General features: G+C 59.8%; 19 protein-coding genes. 10 read left to right on the top strand and 9 right to left on the bottom strand.

Translation table 11 applies throughout. The features are described from left to right. Positions 1-2: 2 nt before the first annotated feature. From FE702_RS13180 to FE702_RS13160, 5 genes are all read left to right on the top strand, one after another. Positions 3-983 carry a 2-dehydropantoate 2-reductase gene (locus FE702_RS13180; RefSeq protein WP_147126763.1) on the top strand — a complete coding sequence of 327 codons (981 nt, stop codon included), beginning with the start codon at positions 3-5 and terminating at the stop codon, positions 981-983. 74 nt (positions 984-1,057) lie between these two features. Continuing rightward, a complete protein-coding gene (locus FE702_RS13175) occupies positions 1,058-1,933 on the top strand; it encodes a CPBP family intramembrane glutamic endopeptidase (RefSeq protein ID WP_147126762.1) in 876 nt (291 codons plus the stop codon). A 55-nt stretch (positions 1,934-1,988) separates the two neighbouring features. After that, positions 1,989-2,933, top strand: a complete 945-nt coding sequence (accD, locus tag FE702_RS13170) for an acetyl-CoA carboxylase, carboxyltransferase subunit beta (protein WP_147126761.1) — start codon at positions 1,989-1,991, stop codon at positions 2,931-2,933. A gap of 14 nt (positions 2,934-2,947) precedes the next feature. Then, complete coding sequence (locus FE702_RS13165) at positions 2,948-4,219, top strand: bifunctional folylpolyglutamate synthase/dihydrofolate synthase (protein WP_147126760.1); 1,272 nt, start codon at positions 2,948-2,950, stop codon at positions 4,217-4,219. A 232-nt stretch (positions 4,220-4,451) separates the two neighbouring features. Then, the gene (locus tag FE702_RS13160; protein WP_186827084.1) at positions 4,452-5,258 is read left to right on the top strand and encodes a LysM peptidoglycan-binding domain-containing protein; all 807 of its coding nucleotides are present in this window, start codon (positions 4,452-4,454) and stop codon (positions 5,256-5,258) included. 99 nt (positions 5,259-5,357) lie between these two features. Here the strand turns inward: FE702_RS13160 and zapE are convergent, their stop codons facing one another. Continuing rightward, a complete protein-coding gene (gene zapE / locus FE702_RS13155) occupies positions 5,358-6,422 on the bottom strand; it encodes a cell division protein ZapE (RefSeq protein ID WP_147126758.1) in 1,065 nt (354 codons plus the stop codon). A gap of 129 nt (positions 6,423-6,551) precedes the next feature. Between zapE and FE702_RS13150 the strand changes: the two genes are divergently transcribed. Continuing rightward, positions 6,552-7,802 carry an MFS transporter gene (locus FE702_RS13150; protein WP_147126757.1) on the top strand — a complete coding sequence of 417 codons (1,251 nt, stop codon included), beginning with the start codon at positions 6,552-6,554 and terminating at the stop codon, positions 7,800-7,802. 43 nt (positions 7,803-7,845) lie between these two features. On the opposite strand, the gene FE702_RS13145 is transcribed toward FE702_RS13150, so the two are convergent. The 6 genes from FE702_RS13145 to FE702_RS13120 all read right to left on the bottom strand — a co-directional run bounded on the left by FE702_RS13145 (position 7,846) and on the right by FE702_RS13120 (position 12,822). Further along, a complete protein-coding gene (locus FE702_RS13145) occupies positions 7,846-8,745 on the bottom strand; it encodes an ornithine cyclodeaminase family protein (RefSeq protein ID WP_147126756.1) in 900 nt (299 codons plus the stop codon). Next, entirely contained in the window at positions 8,745-9,365 is a 621-nt protein-coding gene (locus FE702_RS13140) for an HAD family hydrolase (protein WP_147126755.1), read from the bottom strand. Before FE702_RS13140 ends, FE702_RS13145 begins: the two co-directional genes overlap by 1 nt. A gap of 52 nt (positions 9,366-9,417) precedes the next feature. Beyond that, the gene (locus tag FE702_RS13135; RefSeq protein ID WP_147126754.1) at positions 9,418-10,386 is read right to left on the bottom strand and encodes a DMT family transporter; all 969 of its coding nucleotides are present in this window, start codon (positions 10,384-10,386) and stop codon (positions 9,418-9,420) included. 215 nt (positions 10,387-10,601) lie between these two features. Then, positions 10,602-11,051: a YaiI/YqxD family protein gene (locus tag FE702_RS13130; RefSeq protein ID WP_147126753.1), complete on the bottom strand. Its 450-nt coding sequence runs from the start codon at positions 11,049-11,051 to the stop codon at positions 10,602-10,604. Positions 11,052-11,054: 3 nt separating this feature from the next. Next, positions 11,055-11,879 carry an S-formylglutathione hydrolase gene (fghA, locus tag FE702_RS13125; protein ID WP_147126752.1) on the bottom strand — a complete coding sequence of 275 codons (825 nt, stop codon included), beginning with the start codon at positions 11,877-11,879 and terminating at the stop codon, positions 11,055-11,057. Positions 11,880-11,889: 10 nt separating this feature from the next. Further along, a complete protein-coding gene (locus FE702_RS13120) occupies positions 11,890-12,822 on the bottom strand; it encodes an AEC family transporter (protein ID WP_147126751.1) in 933 nt (310 codons plus the stop codon). A 186-nt stretch (positions 12,823-13,008) separates the two neighbouring features. Between FE702_RS13120 and FE702_RS13115 the strand changes: the two genes are divergently transcribed. Beyond that, positions 13,009-13,191, top strand: a complete 183-nt coding sequence (locus FE702_RS13115; protein WP_147126750.1) for a hypothetical protein — start codon at positions 13,009-13,011, stop codon at positions 13,189-13,191. A 106-nt stretch (positions 13,192-13,297) separates the two neighbouring features. Continuing rightward, entirely contained in the window at positions 13,298-13,915 is a 618-nt protein-coding gene (locus FE702_RS13110) for a TetR/AcrR family transcriptional regulator (protein ID WP_147126749.1), read from the top strand. A 128-nt stretch (positions 13,916-14,043) separates the two neighbouring features. On the opposite strand, the gene FE702_RS13105 is transcribed toward FE702_RS13110, so the two are convergent. Next, entirely contained in the window at positions 14,044-15,156 is a 1,113-nt protein-coding gene (locus FE702_RS13105; protein WP_147126748.1) for an S-(hydroxymethyl)glutathione dehydrogenase/class III alcohol dehydrogenase, read from the bottom strand. Positions 15,157-15,253: 97 nt separating this feature from the next. Between FE702_RS13105 and FE702_RS18630 the strand changes: the two genes are divergently transcribed. Beyond that, positions 15,254-15,541, top strand: coding sequence for an I78 family peptidase inhibitor (locus tag FE702_RS18630; protein ID WP_186827083.1), 288 nt, complete (start codon positions 15,254-15,256; stop codon positions 15,539-15,541). Positions 15,542-15,545: 4 nt separating this feature from the next. Next, on the top strand, positions 15,546-15,839 hold the full coding sequence (locus tag FE702_RS13095) for an I78 family peptidase inhibitor (RefSeq protein WP_147126746.1): 294 nt from the start codon (positions 15,546-15,548) through the stop codon (positions 15,837-15,839). Here FE702_RS13095 and FE702_RS13090 read toward each other — a convergent pair. Beyond that, a complete protein-coding gene (locus tag FE702_RS13090) occupies positions 15,836-16,276 on the bottom strand; it encodes a c-type cytochrome (protein ID WP_147126745.1) in 441 nt (146 codons plus the stop codon). The genes FE702_RS13095 and FE702_RS13090 overlap by 4 nt on opposite strands. Positions 16,277-16,287: the final 11 nt, after the last annotated feature.

Raw genomic sequence — 16,287 nt, 5'->3', positions numbered from 1 at the left:
CCATGAAGATCTGTGTATTCGGCGCCGGGGCAATCGGCGGCTATATGGGCGTGAAGCTGGCAGAGGCTGGCGCAGATGTCAGCCTTGTTGCGCGCGGACCGCATCTGGCGGCGATGCAGGAAAACGGTCTGCGTCTGATCGAGGAAACCGGTGAGACGACGGTCAAAGTCACCGCGTCCGACAACCCAGAGGATCTGGGGCCGCAGGACTACGTGATCGTCACGCTCAAAGCGCACTCCGTGCCGCCTGTGGTGCCGAAAATGGCCCCACTGATTGGCGACAACACCACCATCGTAAGTGGCGTGAATGGTGTCCCATGGTGGTATTTTCACAAGATCGGTGGCGATCTGGAGGGAACGCGCCTTGCCACCGTCGATCCCGGCAATGCGCAATGGGACGGCTTTGGGCCCGACCGCGTGCTGGGCTGTGTGGTTTATCCAGCCGCCGAGGTCCCCGAACCCGGCGTGATCAAACACATCGAAGGCAATCGGTTCAGCCTAGGTGAGCCTGACGGATCGAAATCCGACCGCGCCATGGCACTTTCCAAGGCTCTGGCGGCGGCGGGTCTCAAGGCCCCTGTCCGACCGCGCCTGCGGGACGAGATTTGGGTCAAACTCTGGGGCAACCTGTCGTTCAACCCGATTTCGGCCCTGACGCACGCAACATTGGACGTGCTTTGCACCGACGCCGGCACCCGCGCCGTCGCGCGTGGCATGATGGTCGAAGCGCAAGAAATCGCTGAGAAACTCGGCGTGAAGTTCCCAATCGACGTCGATCGCCGCATTGATGGCGGGGCCGCCGTCGGTGCGCACCGCACGTCGATGCTGCAGGACCTCGACCAAGGCCGCCCGATGGAGATCGACGCGCTGGTTGGGTCGGTTCAGGAGCTGGGTCGGGTGACCAACACGCCGACGCCAACGATTGACACGGTCATGGCTTTGATCGCGCTGCGTGGGAAGTCGGCGGGGCTTTACGGCGGTTAGCAGGAAACGGTGCGCATCGCGCACCGTCTTCAATCCCCTTGTGGCCGCACAAAAAATCCCTCTACCTATCGGCTATGCCGTACTCTCGCCACGACGCCTTCATCGCGCCCGCCCAAAAGCATCCCGAACTCTGGCGCTTTGCCGTTGGGCTTGTGGTACTCTTTGCCGTCTACCTTGGGTCTTTCCTCGCTTTCGGATGGCTGCTGCAACAAGGCATCGGGGATGAAGCCGCTTTTCGCATCATGTCCGCGATGGGTGAAGGCAGCCCGTGGGCGGTGCTGTTCTTTCTAGCGACTTTTGTTGGCATGGTACTGGCGGCCTTTGCCGCTGCACTCGTTCACAGACGCGGCCCCGGCACGCTCTTTGGGCCAATGCCCATTGTAGTGAGTGATTTCTTGCAGGCCGGCGGTCTGGCCATCGTTGTCTTCCTGATCGCCTCACCTGTCATTTTGGTCTTTGTCCCTACCGCACAGAATATGCCCTTGGGGACATGGGCCGCCTTTCTGCCGCTCGCCCTACCGCTCATTCTATTGCAAACCGGGGCCGAAGAACTGGCATTCCGGGGATACCTCCAACAACAGCTCGCCGCGCGTTTTGCGCGCCCCGCTGTTTGGCTTGTCCTGCCATCGGCCATCTTTGCAGCAGGCCACATCGACCCGACCACACAGGGCAATAACTGGTGGGCCATAGCCGCCATCACCGGGCTGTTTGGCGTCATCGCTGCTGATATCACCGCGCGCAGTGGCTCCATCGGGGCGGCTTGGGGCCTGCACTTTGTAAACAACGTGCAGGCCATCCTGCTGTTTTCGTTGCCCGGTCCCCTCGACGGCCTCGCGCTACGGTCGGTGCCCGTGGCGCAGGACAGCGCCGCCCTTTTGCCCCTGCTGATTGTCGATGCCGCCGCACTGGTCTTGATCTGGTTTGCATGGCGCAGGTTACGTAGGGACTGATTGCGTTTCGCCCAACTCGCGCTTATCTGATCGCGGGTCAGCATAAGGTCACACCATGAACTGGATTTCGAACTACGTTCGCCCCAAGATCAACTCGCTCTTCTCGCGCCGAGAAGTGCCTGAGAACCTGTGGACCAAGTGTGACAACTGCGGACAGATGTTGTTTCACCGCGAACTCAGCAACAATCTGAACGTCTGCACGAACTGCAATCACCACATGCCGATCACGCCGCGTGACCGCTTCACGGCCCTGTTCGACGGTGGCATTTTCACCGAGGTCGCCGTGCCTCGGCCCATCGACGATCCGTTGAAATTCCGGGACCAAAAGAAATACCCTGACCGCCTCAAGGCCGCCCAGAAACAAACGGGCGAGCAAGAGGCGATGCTGGTCGCCGAAGGTGAAATGGGCCGCACGCCAATCGTCGCCGCTGCGCAGGACTTCAGCTTCATGGCCGGATCCATGGGCATGTATGTCGGCAACGCGATCATCGCAGCCGCCGAACGCGCCGTGGAACTGAAACGCCCTCTAATCCTGTTTTCCGCCGCAGGCGGTGCGCGGATGCAAGAAGGCATCCTGAGCCTGATGCAAATGCCGCGCACAACGGTGGCCGTGCAAATGCTCAAGGAAGCAGGCCTGCCTTACATCGTCGTCCTGACCCACCCCACGACAGGCGGCGTCACCGCGTCCTACGCCATGCTGGGTGATGTCCACATCGCAGAGCCGAATGCACTGATCTGCTTTGCTGGTCCGCGTGTCATTGAACAGACAATTCGCGAGACCCTGCCAGAAGGGTTCCAGCGGGCTGAGTACCTGCTGGATCACGGTATGCTGGATCGTGTGACCAGCCGCACCGAGATGCGTGATGAATTGATCACGATCACCCGGATGCTGATGCAGCAACCTCCGCCGGTCATCGCGGACCTGCCTGCGCCTGCCGAGATTGAAAGCGGCGCAGAGGTGGCTGACCTCGATCCTCCGTCAGAGCCTGAAAAAGCCTAAGCCTGACACGCCAGATGACACAGACATCCGACGCCATTCTTGCGCGCATGATGGCGCTGCATCCCAAGATCATTGATCTGACGCTTGACCGAGTCTGGCGACTATTGGACCGGCTGGGCAATCCGCAAAACGACCTGCCCCCGGTGATCCATATCGCGGGAACCAACGGTAAAGGATCAACGCAGGCCATGATCCGCGCCGGACTGGAAGGCGCGGGAAAGCGCGTGCATGCCTATACCTCGCCCCATCTTGTGCGGTTTCACGAACGCATTCGCCTGTCGGGTGAATTGATCAGCGAAGCCTACCTGACCGAGGTCTTGGACGAATGCTACGCCGCCAATGACGGCGCGCCGATCACCTATTTCGAGATCACGACCGTCGCGGCGCTTCTGGCATTCGCCCGCACCCCTGCCGATTACACCTTGCTAGAGGTCGGGCTTGGCGGACGGCTGGATGCGACCAACGTCATTGACACGCCAGACCTTACGATCATCACGCCCGTCGATCTGGATCACCAGCAATTCCTTGGCGACACGCTGGGCGATATTGCCGGTGAAAAGGCAGGCATTCTCAAGCGCGGTGTGGCTGGCATCATCGGCCCCCAGAAAGACGCTGCCATGGATGTGATCGAAGCCCGCGCTGCGCGCGTGGGTGCGCCGCTTATGGCCCATGGTCAGCATTGGCATGTCACGACTGAGGCTGGGCGTCTCGTGTTCCAAGATGAAACCGGGCTGCTGGATCTACCGCTGCCTGCTCTGCCGGGGCCGCACCAAATCCAGAATGCCGGCGCGGTTCTGTCCGCTTTGCGCAGCCTCCGATTTGGTGAAGCCGCCTGCGAAGCAGCGATGACCAATGCTGAATGGCCCGCACGTATGCAACGCATGCGCAGCGGAAAGCTGGCCGACCTTGCACCCAACGCAGAGCTTTGGATTGACGGCGGCCACAATCCCGCAGCGGGCGACGCCATCGCGGCAACCTTGGCTGGGCTGCCCCCGCGTGACACCTACGTGATCTGCGGGATGCTGAACACCAAGGATATCTCTGGCTTTCTGCGACCCATCGCTGATCATGCGGCAAGTCTGACGGCGCTCAGTATTCCCGGGGAAACCGCCACTCTGCCCGCCGAGACTACGGCCAAGGCCGCCGAAGGCGTCGGCATTCCATCACGCACGGCACCTGATATTCGAACGGCTCTGCAAAGCATTTCCGAAGCATCGCCAGACGCCCGCATCCTGATTTGCGGATCGCTGTACTTTGCCGGTCACGTGCTGCGCGAGAACGGTTAAGCCCGACGCAACTCCCGAAAAAAATCGAATCGATTCAATGGGGGCGATTCGCAGGCTGTTGACATGATTCGCGGCCACCCTCTAGATGTAGGCCATCTGCATTATTTCGCGCTAAATTTGCGGCTCTTCGCCAGATATTGCGCAAGTTTCAGGGGGTTCAACGATGCTGCGGAAGGTCGGCAAGGCAATGTCGCCAAAAAGGCGCGCCTCATCGCCCGCTGGCACGCCAATTATGCCTCGCTCCCAAGGCGATGAAGTTAAGTCCCTCCCTTTTAGGCCGCTCTTGATCATTGGCGCGTTCGTCCTCGTGACCGGCGCGTTGATCTTTTTTCAGCCTAAGAATGCACCTGCGCCCCAAGATCAGGCATCGGCCCTGCCCGAGGTCACTCAGCCCACGCAAGACAAGACGGCTGACATCGCCATGGCACCTGTCGCTGCGCCCAGAACTCCAGAGCCTGGGGTGGTGGCAGAGATTACCCCAGTGACGCCAGCACCAGTGATCGAGGTCACGCGCGCCGCACCGATCACCTTGTCTGATCGTCCGGCAGCCAGCATCGGTCGCCAAGAGGTCGAACGTGACGAGATGCTCTTTGGTCGTCTTGCAGAAGAACGCCCGAACTTGCTGACCGCGACGCGACGCGCACCTGATGGCACGCTGCGCCCCTCGCTTCTGCAAATCGGGACCGAAACCGTTACACCGGCCGCGACCGGCCGCGCCGCCCCGGCTCCGGCTGCCGTCACGCCAATCGCCCCAACCCGAACAGAGGTTGTTTCGCAAGCGCCCGAAGAACCGGCGCAGACCCTCGAAACCTTTGCTCAAACGCTGGACACGTCAGAGTTACGCGCCGCCCTCGCCGCCGCCCCAACACAGGCAGTCCATACCGTGCGGCTAGGCGATAGCCTGACGACGCTTGCGCTGCGCTATTACGATGACCCATCGAAGGCCGACCTAATCTTTGAGGCCAACCGCCGCATCTTGAAATCCCGCACACTTGTCGTGGGCCAACTTTTGCGCATTCCCGAAATTCAAAATCTCTAGGCAGGCAGCCGTCAAAAGAGAGCAGTGGACGGCGTCGGTACCCCAGTAACCGGCGCCGTTTCCATTTTGGCAGGGCCGAACTACCAGACGGGTCGAGCCTTAATCCTTGGACCGGCCCCAATCCGCTGCCTGCATCTCGCGCAACCGCGACGCGGTCCGTTCGAATTCAAAGGTGCCTTCACCTTCGATATAAAGCATTTCAGGCTTGGCCGCCGCCGAGGCAATCAAGCGAACTTTGGCTTCGTAGAGCGCGTCGATCAGTGTCACAAACCGCTTCGCTTCATTGAAATTCGACCGCCCGAGCTCTGGGATATCTTCAAGGATCAGCACCCGGACCGCGTCGGCGAGCGCAAGGTAGTCTGCCGGTCCAAGCGGTCGCCCACACAGGTCGTGAAATCGCGCCCGCGCCACCCCGTTTCGGAATGCAGGCAACACCACCTCACGCCCCTTGACCAAAAGGCTGAGCGGCGTTGATCCACCGGCCATGTCCTCCCAGATCGCAGCAATGGCTGCGCGGGCCTCGGCGGAGTTCGGAGTGAAATAGACCTGTTCGCCTGAAAGGCGGTCCTGACGATAATCCGTTGGTGACACCAGTTCATGGACAACCATCTGTTCTTTCAACAAGTCGATGAACGGCAGAAACAGGCTGCGGTTCAGCCCGTCTTTATAAAGATCATCGGGCACCCGGTTCGATGTCGTCACCACAACAACCCCATGGTGGAACAGGCGTTCGAACAATCGCCCGACGATCATGGCGTCGGCGATGTCTGTGATCTGCATTTCGTCAAATGCAAGGACCCGTAGGTTGGCGGCCACATCGTCCGCAACGGGCAGGATGGCATCATCCACGCCTGTCTTGCGCACTTCGTGCAGCGCACCTTGGATTTCCTGCATGAAAGCATGGAAATGCACCCGGCGAACCGGAACGCTCAGGCTGTCGACAAAAAGGTCCATGAGCATGGACTTGCCGCGCCCAACCCCGCCCCAAAGGTAGAGCCCCTTGATCGGCTCCGGCTTCTTCTTGCTGAACCAGCCGCTCTTTTTGACAGGCTGGGCCACGGCCTCGGCAATGCGGGCCAGTTCAGGCAATACCGCCTCTTGTGCCGGATCGCGCGTCAGGGTGCCGTCGGCCACCCGGGCTTCGTAGGTTTCCAAAACCGCCATGCCCGCCCCTTACTCTGCCCGCGCCAGCCACACAAACCCTGCCTATGTCGCATGAGGTCACAATTTCTGATGTGAACCGTCAAAACTGCTGAATTGACGCGCCGGGAATTCGCCGCCACGGTCCCGCGCATGACTTCTTCTGCCGCACGTCACGCCCCGCTGGTTACCCCTGTTCTGGTTGCAGGCTGCATCATCATGCTGATCAGCTTTGCCGTGCGCGCTTCGTTCGGCGTCTTTCAGATTCCGATTGCCGAGGAATACGGCTGGCTTCGCGCCGAATTCTCGCTCGCCATAGCCATCCAGAACCTTGCTTGGGGGATCGGGCAACCGCTCTTTGGCGCGCTCGCCGAAAAGATGACGGATCGCAAAGCCATCATCATAGGCGCGCTGGTTTACGCGCTGGGTTTGGTGCTCAGCAGCTTTTCGACGACCCCTGAAGCGCACCAATGGTTCAACTGGATGATTGGGTTAGGCATCGCAGGGACAGGTTTTGGCGTGATCTTGGCTGTTGTGGGGCGCGCGGCATCGGATGAAAACCGTTCCATGGCACTGGCCATCGCGACTGCGGCTGGCAGCGCCGGTCAGGTCGTCGGCGCGCCGGTTGCCGAGGCGCTTTTGTCGATCATGCCGTGGCAAACCGTTTTCGTGACCTTCGCCATCGCGATCGTCGCTTCTCTGATGGTCCTGCCTGCGATGAAGGCCCCTCCAGTCAGCAAATCCGAGCTTGAAGAAAGCATGGGTGATGTCCTGCGCAAGGCTTTCAGGGACCCAAGCTATACGCTGATCTTCCTCGGTTTTTTCTCCTGCGGCTATCAGCTGGCCTTTGTCACGGCCCACTTCCCCGCGTTCGTGACAGAGCTCTGTGGCCCGATCATGCCCGGCGGTGCGCTATATTCGATTGGGATCACGACGACCTCGGCCCTCGGCGCGGTGGCCATTTCGCTCATCGGCGTAGCCAATATTGCTGGCACTCTGCTCGCGGGCTGGGCCGGGAAACGTTATTCCAAGAAGTACTTGCTGGCGGGCATCTATACAGGCCGCACCGTAGTCGCCGCTCTGTTCATCATGTTCCCGATCACACCAACCTCGGTGATCCTGTTCTCGGTTGCCATGGGGAGCCTCTGGCTCGCCACCGTGCCGCTGACCTCTGGCCTTGTCGCCCATATCTGGGGCTTGCGCTACATGGGAACGCTCTACGGCATTGTCTTCTTCTCACACCAGCTTGGGTCGTTCCTTGGTGTCTGGCTGGGCGGTCGCATGTACGACATCTATGGCGACTACACCGCCGTCTGGTGGGTCGGTGTCGCCGTGGGCGCGTTCAGCGCGATTGTGCATTTACCGATCAAAGAGCGGCGGGAGCCTGCAGCAGTCGCCGCGTAACAGGTCGCGTGAACGCGTTGTTAGCGACCGCCAGAAGCAGCGATCAGGACCGATATCTGGACAGGATGAAATGCGCGGTCATCAGGTCCAAATGCGCCCCGCCGCCATTCTTGAAGAGAGTGATGTCCTCAGGATCGGACTGGAACCGGGCAATGTCATAGTAGTCGGCAACGATGTCGTCGGACGCGATAACGCCCTGCTCCAACGGGATCTTCAATTCGCCGATATGGCCCAGCGTCGTATCGCGGCTGTCCACGAAAACCTTAGACCGCAACAAAGCCTCATCGTCTGCTTCCCGCATATCCGGACGATAGGCGCCGATCATGTTCAGGTGCTGTCCGGGCCTCAGCCATGCGCCTTTGATCACCGGTTCGGTGCTCATCGTGCCGGTCACGATGATGTCGGCCTCTGAGACCGCGTCCGCTAGGTCGGTGATGGCCTTGGTGTCGGGATAACGGTCTGCAATCGCCTCCGCGCCCGCTTGCGTTCGGTTCCACACCGCGAATTCAGCGCCGGGATAGCCCGCGCCGAAGGCTTCGCGGACAGAGCGCCCGACCGTTCCCGCGCCGACGATCAGAATACGATCGGCCTCAGGCTTCAGCTTCCGAGCGGCAAGCAGGCTGTCACCCGCCGTCTTCCATTTCGTGACAAGAGTGAAGTCGATGACTGCCGCCAAAACACCCGTTTGGTCATCAAACAGCGTCACGGCCCCGCCGATCATCGGCCGCCCCCGGGCCGGGTTGCCAGGAAAGACGGTCGCGGTTTTGACAAGCGCGCCCAGACCGTCAATCCATGCCGCGCGGCTCAGGATCGTATCGTCGCCCCGGTAAAGAAAACTGTCCTCGATGCTGCCTTTGGGAAATTGATGGCCCGCCTCAAGCGCGTCGCACAAGGCCAGCCAGTCGAGACCCGCTTCGCCGTCCTCAAATCCGATGGTTTGCATCACACAGCCTCGTCGCGCGTCAGCAGGCCTTCGGATACCAACCGATCCGCCCAGCCCTGTGGGCCGTCGAACAAATGCGTTTTCCACCCCCGCGCCTGCGCCATGTCGATGTTGTCGGTTCTGTCATCGGCAAAGAGCAGAGCAGAGGGTGCAATTCCGCAATCCTCTTCGACCATCTGGTATATCCTTTCTGAGGGTTTCGTGACCCGCATCCGACCGGACACATATTCGCGGTCAAACTCGTTCAGGAAGTCATACTGGGTCTGGGCATAGGCGTAGGACTCCACACCAAAGTTGGTGAGATTGAAGACCGGCACGCCTTTTGCCCGAAGCGCACGAAGCAAACGCACGGACTGGTCAATGGCCGGACTGCCCAGCTCGATCCAATTGTCGTGCCAATCACGGATTTCAGCCCGCCACTCCGGGTATTTTTCAGCCGTGGCATAGATGGTCTCGGTGAAATTGTGCCCCAGATCGACGAGCTCGTTCATCCCGTGCAGATCGACTTGCGCGAACATTTCCTTGCGGCGGTCCTCGCCTATGGTGCGGTCGTAATACCGTTCGGGCTGCCACTCGATCAGCACGTTTCCGATGTCAAATATGACGGCTTGAATGGTCATGCTGAAGTCCTGTTTCTAGGGTCTGACACGGTTCTGATACTCCGTGCCCAGATCATCGCCGGGCGCGCGGGGCGTCAACCATAACCTCGTCATTGCTGCGGTTTTCGCGCCAGATGATGAACAGCCCCGAGGCAAGGATCAGCACGATCCCGGCAAGGGCTGTTGCATCAGGGATCTCGTCGAACACCAGATACCCCCAGAGGATCGAGAGCGGCAACGCGAGGTACTCGAATGGCGCGACAACAGACGGCTCAGCCACGCGATAGGCCTGCGATATAAAGAAACCTCCCAGACCTGTACCAATCCCAATGACGGCCATCAGAGCAAGATCAGGCAGGCTAGGCACACTCCACGCACGAAAGAGGAAGGCCAAGGATGCATTGTCCTGATCAGCAAGTTTTCCGTCGCCGAACAGAACGCCAAACACCACACAGACCATGACGAAGGTTAACTGAATGTAGATTGTCATCGTCGCGGCGCTCTCGGTTTTGCCGATGTAGCGCGTCATCATGTGCAACCCGGCATAGGCTGTCGCTGCGACTATGGGCAGGAGCGCTGCGATCTGAAAGCCATCTGACCCGGGACGCAGCACAACGCCGACCCCGAGCAATCCAACCAGAACCGCCGCCCACCTGAACGGGCCAACACGGTCACCAAGAAAGATGACGGAAAAGACCGTGATCAGGAGTGGCGACACAAAGAAGATGGCCACGGTTTCGGCCAAGGGCAGAACGGCAAGGCCAAGAAAGAAAGTCATATTGGCAACAACGACCATCATCCCGCGCAGGATGTGCATGCCGACCCGGCGGGTGCGAATGATGCGCCAACCGCCGGCAAAGGGCGCGATCAGCACCGCCGTCAGTGCAATGCCGAACAAGGCCCGGAAAAGGACAATTTCGTGTAGCGCGTAGTCACCGCTCAGAAACTTGATGATGACGTCGTTCACAGAAAAGGTGAACACGGCAATGGACGCGCAGAGCGCCCCGAAACGGGCAGGATTGGCCATGAGGGAAGACAGCATGTGACTTGGGTATCCCCGCCCAAGATCTCACGCCATCGCAAACGCGACACTGGGCGCGGTCGCTATCGGACCTTGGCTGGGTTCTTGGAAGCGATCCCGCCCACCTCCCTCTTCGGTCCTGCGGACCTGTGACCGGAGGGGGCGCCGCCTACGGCGGCGCAAGGGGCGCTGCCCCTTGGACCCCGGAGTATTTGTAAAACATAGAAAGGGTAGCGTCAGGCACGGGCGGCGGCCTGACGGACCAGACGTTCGAGCGTATCAAGAAAGCGGCTGCGGTCAGCCTTGGAAAAGGATTTGCCCCGACCCTGATGGAAAGGGTCCGCTGCGCGAATGTCCTGCATCAGGTCTCGCGTCGCGAGGGCCTGAGTGACATTTGACTGCGTCAGGGGTTCGCCGTTGTGTTTGAGCACCAGCGCGCCTGCCTCGACGGCGCGGGCGGCCAGCGGGATGTCTGAGGTCACCACGACATCCCCGGCACCGCAGGACTCTGCGATCCATTTATCTGCCTCATCAGGGCCTTCGGCGACGATCACGCTTTCAATGAGCGGATTGGGTGATGGGCGGATGCCGCCATTCGAGACCATGGCCACCTTGATCTTGTGCCGCGTGGCCACGCGTTCGACCTCGGCTTTGACCGGGCAGGCATCGGCATCCACATAGATCACGGGCTAGCCCAGCGCCTCGGCATGGAACGCGATGTGATCGGGCATGAATGTCGACACGAAGAAATAACTGTGGTCATAGCCCGGCTGCAGGCGCAGAACAGCTTGTTGGCGACGCAAGGCCACGGCTGCGGCGAAGGTTTCGGGTTTGAGCAGGTCGATGAACTGATCGTTGGTGCCCGTGTCGACCAGCAGCGGAGCATCGAGGCCAACCTGCGCCATCTGAGTGGTCGCGTCGTGGCGTGCCCAGGTGGACTCGTCATCGCCCAGATAAGCGGTGAGTTGCTTGCGGCCCCAGTCGCTTTGCGTCGGGTTGCAGATCGGAGCAAAGGCAGACACGGATTTGAAGCGCCCGGGATGGGCCATGGCGATGGTCAACGCACCGTGCCCGCCCATGGAGTGACCTGTGATCGCCTGACGGTCGAGATCGCAGCCCATCTCACCGATGATTGCTGGCAATTCCGTGGTTACGTAATCCCACATCTGAAAATGTGGCGCCCATGGATTCTCGGTGGCGTTGACGTAGAAACCCGCCCCTTGGCCCAGATCATAGGCCTCGTCATTGGCCACGCTGTCGCCGCGCGGCGAGGTATCCGGGAAAACAAGCGCGATGCCAGCCTCGGCGGCCCAGGCCTGCGCGCCCGCTTTGACCATGGCGTTTTCGTGGGTGCAGGTCAGGCCAGACAGGTACCAAAGGACCGGGACAGGGCCAGCGCGGGCTTCTTCCGGCAGGAACAGCCCAAAGGTCATGTCACAATCGCAGACCTCGGACGCGTGTGTGTAGACGCCCTGCGTCCCACCAAAGCAGGCATTTTCGGAAACTGTCTTCATGGTTGGTCCTTTATGACAGAGTGCTGACCCAGCCTATGATGGCTGACACGGTGACGACGCTGATGGCCGTTGAAATCAGGATCGAGGCGGACACGCGCGTCGGCGCAACCCCGTAGTGTTGGGCGAGGATGTAGACATTCCCAGCCACCGGCAAGGCCGCAGCGGCGATCATGACGCCGGCGGCATAGGGTTCGACAGGAAAGATCACCAAAGCAGCCAGCGCGACGGCGGCTGGATGCAGAACGAGTTTGCAAAAGCTCAGCCAGCCTGCAATCGAGACCCGCTCCGCGCTTTTGCTGGCAAGTGAGGCTCCGATGGCAAACAGGGCACCGGGCGTCGCCGCAGAGCCAAGGATATCGAGGAATTCATTGGCAGGCGCCGGGATCGGGGCGCCGCTGGCGGACCACATCAGTCCAAGCGAAATCGATACGATCATGGGGTTGGTGATCAGCCCCTTGCCGACCGTTTTGAAAATACCCAACGACATTCGCCCATCGCGCGAGCCGGTGATCAGGATCACGATGAGCGACCCGAATACGATGAGGTCCACGGCGAGCACCATCATGACCGAGCCAATCGCCTCTTGGCCCAGCAGCAGGACAAGCATCGGGATGCCAAGAAACCCGACATTGCCGATCACGGCGCATTGGCCTTCGACGGCGGCCTCTTCGATCGGAAGCCAACGCAGAAGCGCAATGGCTGTGGCAACCAGGTACACCAACATGGTTCCCCACATATACGCCCAGATGAACGGCCAATCGAGCACATCGGCAATCGACAGGTTGGCAGAGAATTTGAACAGCATCGCCGACAGGGCGAAATAGAACACGAAGCGCGTCAGGTAAGCCGTGGCCTCTTCGGTAAAGAACCGGGTCCGTCCGGCGACATAGCCAAGACCGATCAACGCGAAGAAGGGCAAGGTTTTTAGAAAAATCGCCAGCATCCCCAAGGGCTAGCCTGAGCGCCCCGAGGCGGCAATATCCGGGAGCGGTTTCGGAACAAAAAACCCTGTCGCAGCGCAATTTTGAAAAAGTGAACTCAACAGTTCATTTTTCACTTGCAAACTGAACTGTACAGTTTACTTAAGCTGTACCAACCAGTTCACTTTTGACCAAACGAGGACCCGCCCATGTTCGCCAAAACGCTCTCTGCCGCCACTGTTGCCTTTGCCATTCTTGCAGGACCGGCCTTTGCGATCACCTTTGATCCCTTTCCGGAGGGGCTCACCTTTCCCAAGCCGGACACGACTCCGACCATCGTGCAAACCTGCGCTGATCTGAGCGCACCGGTTTGCTCGGATAACCGCGCCTGACACCAATTTCTCCGGTTTCGCCGGTGGAACGCCGGGGAAACCGCTCTCCCGCTTCCCTTGTCGAAACCAAACTCTAGGGTTTAAGGTCATCGACAAGGGAGCATTCATGCCAGACGGAACCCAGACAGTTCGCCGTGGACGCAAATTCGACCAAGTCGTCGAAGGGGCGCGGCAGGTGTTTCTGTCGGACGGGTTTGAACGCGCCAGCGTCGATGACATCGCGCGCGAGGCAGGCGTGTCCAAGGCCACGCTCTATTCCTATTTCCCTGACAAAAAGCTCCTATTCGTTGAGGTCATGAAGGCCGAGTGCGAACGGCTTGCCGACAATGCGATGCAAGACATCGACTTTGGCCATCCCCCCCAAGTCGTTCTGACACAGGTCGCGCGCACCCTTGTGGATGTGTTCCTCAGTGAATTTGGCCAACAGACCTTTCGCATGTCGATCGCCGAAAGCCGCAACTTCGATGGGTTGGGGCCACGGTATTATGAATGCGGCCCCGAACTCGTGGCTTCGATCCTTATCGACTATTTCGTAAAGGCCGAGGCCAAGGGTGAGCTTGAGATTGAGGATAAGGAACTGGCAGCCCACCAACTCTGCGAGTTGTGCAAGGCGATGGTGTTCCCGCGCAAGATTTTGCATGTCGAAGAGAACGTGAGCGACGCGCAAAAGGCCCGCGTTGTGGATGGGGCCGTGGCGATGTTCCTAGCGCGTTACGCGGTCTGAAGCACCGCCCCAAAGTCACTTTCTTCTCAACCGCCTGCCCCAGGGGCACCGGTAGATGCCTCCGGCGGAAGTTATTTCAGCAAGAAGATTGGATGCGCTGAGCTTTCGGGGCCCAGCGCCAATCTGGATTAGAACGTCACGACTGCCCGGATGCTTTTGCCTTCGTGCATCAGGTCAAAGCCCTTGTTGATGTCTTCCAGACCCATTGTGTGGGTGATCATCGGGTCGATCTCGATTTTGCCGTCCATGTACCAGTCGACAATTTTGGGCACGTCGGTCCGCCCGCGCGCGCCGCCAAAGGCTGTGCCGCGCCAGACCCGGCCGGTGACAAGCTGGAATGGTCGGGTGCTGATTTCGGCACCCGCTGGTGCCACACCAATGATGATCGACTCGCCCCAGCCCTTATGCGCGCACTCCAAGGCATCACGCATGACCTGCACATTGCCCGTGGCATCGAATGAGTAATCCGCGCCGCCACCGGTCAATTCCACGAGGTGGTTTACAAGGCTGCCATCGACGTCCTTGGGATTCACGAAGTCGGTCATGCCGAACTTGGTCGCCATGTCGACTTTACCCGGATTCAGGTCCACGCCGACAATCTGATCGGCCCCTGCAAGCCGCAGGCCCTGAATGACGTTCAGGCCGATGCCACCTAGACCAAACACCACGCAGCGCGAGCCGATTTCGACCTTGGCCGTGTTGATCACAGCACCGATGCCTGTCGTGACACCGCAGCCGATGTAGCAAATCTTGTCGAACGGCGCGTCCTTGCGGACCTTGGCCAGCGCGATTTCCGGCAAAACAGTGTGGTTCGCGAATGTGGAGCAGCCCATGTAATGCAGGATCGGCGTGCCATCGAGCATCGAGAACCGCGACGTGCCATCCGGCATCACGCCTGCACCCTGCGTCGTGCGGATCGCTTGGCACAGATTCGTTTTCGGATTGAGGCAATAGTCGCATTCGCGGCATTCCGGCGTGTAGAGCGGGATCACATGGTCACCGACCTCAAGGCTGGTCACACCCTCGCCTACCTCGACAACGACACCTGCGCCCTCGTGCCCCAGAATGGCGGGAAACATCCCTTCTGGATCTGCACCGGACAGGGTGAATTCATCCGTGTGACAAATGCCTGTGGCCTTTATCTCGACAAGTACCTCTCCGGCCTTTGGGCCTTCTAGGTTTACTTCCATCACCTCAAGCGGTTTGCCGGCCTCAAGGGCAACGGCGGCGCGCGTACGCATTTCAGATCCTCCCGAATTCGTTTTGAGAAACCGTGACCCAGCGGCAGCCACATTGCAAGAAACTTGCGACTTGGCTGGCAAATCCCGATTATGGGGTATGCGTTGGATTGTACCGAGTGTTTTGGTTTGTCTCACGGCCTGCGGCCTGCCCGACGGCGAGCCTATGGAGCCGCCAAAGCAGGACCCGGCAAAGCTTGTCCCTTGCGGAGCGGATAAACGGGGAGGTCTGATCGGGTTGGAGCTTGAAGAGCTGATGACGGTCGAAATCCTCGGACCCGTGCGCGTCATTCGCCCCGGCGACAGCGTGACAGAGGAGTTCTTTGCCCAGCGCCTGAATATTTATCTCACAGCAACCGACAGCGTTGCTGCACTGACTTGTGGATAATCCTATGCGCGTTCTGTCTTTTTTGTCTGCCTTGCTGCTCTTGGCCTGCACCCCTGACGAGGACGCTGGCGCAAGCCCAGCAACCAAGGCCGACACGGTTCCGAACCTGACAGGCGATTGTCCTGCCGGTGAATTACAGGGGCTCATACGCAAAACCTATGCAGATGGTCTGGTGGACTATGACGGACGCATTCGCGTGATCCCGCCCGGCACGGCGGTGACGATGGATTTCCTGCCCGGACGCCTGAATATCGCAACAGATGCAGATGGCGTCATCCGGCGGATCACCTGTGGTTAACCGTCCTCTTCCTTGCGGTAGGTAAAGTGGCAGGCGCGACAGCCTTCGCCCACCGCAGGCATGCCAGCCTTCAGCCCGGCCAAAGAGGTGGGATCAAGCGCAATAGCGGCGGCAGTAAAGCTTTGCGCTTTGGCTGTGAAATCATCGAATTGCGTCCAGATCACGGGCAGCGCTTCGCTTTTGGGGTCGGTGGCACCGTTGGCAAAAAGCGACGGCGTGTCCTGACCTGAACGGATCAGGATATCGCGCGCGGCGGCGGCTTTCACCGCATCAAACGGCGCTTTTTCTGAGGCCATTAACAATACCTCGCGAAAGGCATCCTTGGCGCTTGTCATGCTGTTCATGCGCGCCATCACGTCGGGGTTTTTCACCCCTTGGTGAGCGACCGCTGTGGTGGCGGCCAAAGCTATGCAGACCGGGGTCAGAAGACGTTTCATCGCGTGAAACT

This window comes from Shimia ponticola, assembly GCF_007995215.1.
Taxonomy (GTDB): domain Bacteria; phylum Pseudomonadota; class Alphaproteobacteria; order Rhodobacterales; family Rhodobacteraceae; genus Shimia_B; species Shimia_B ponticola.
Note: the sequence above shows the minus strand (reverse complement) of the source record. Positions and strands in the feature narration are given on the sequence as shown.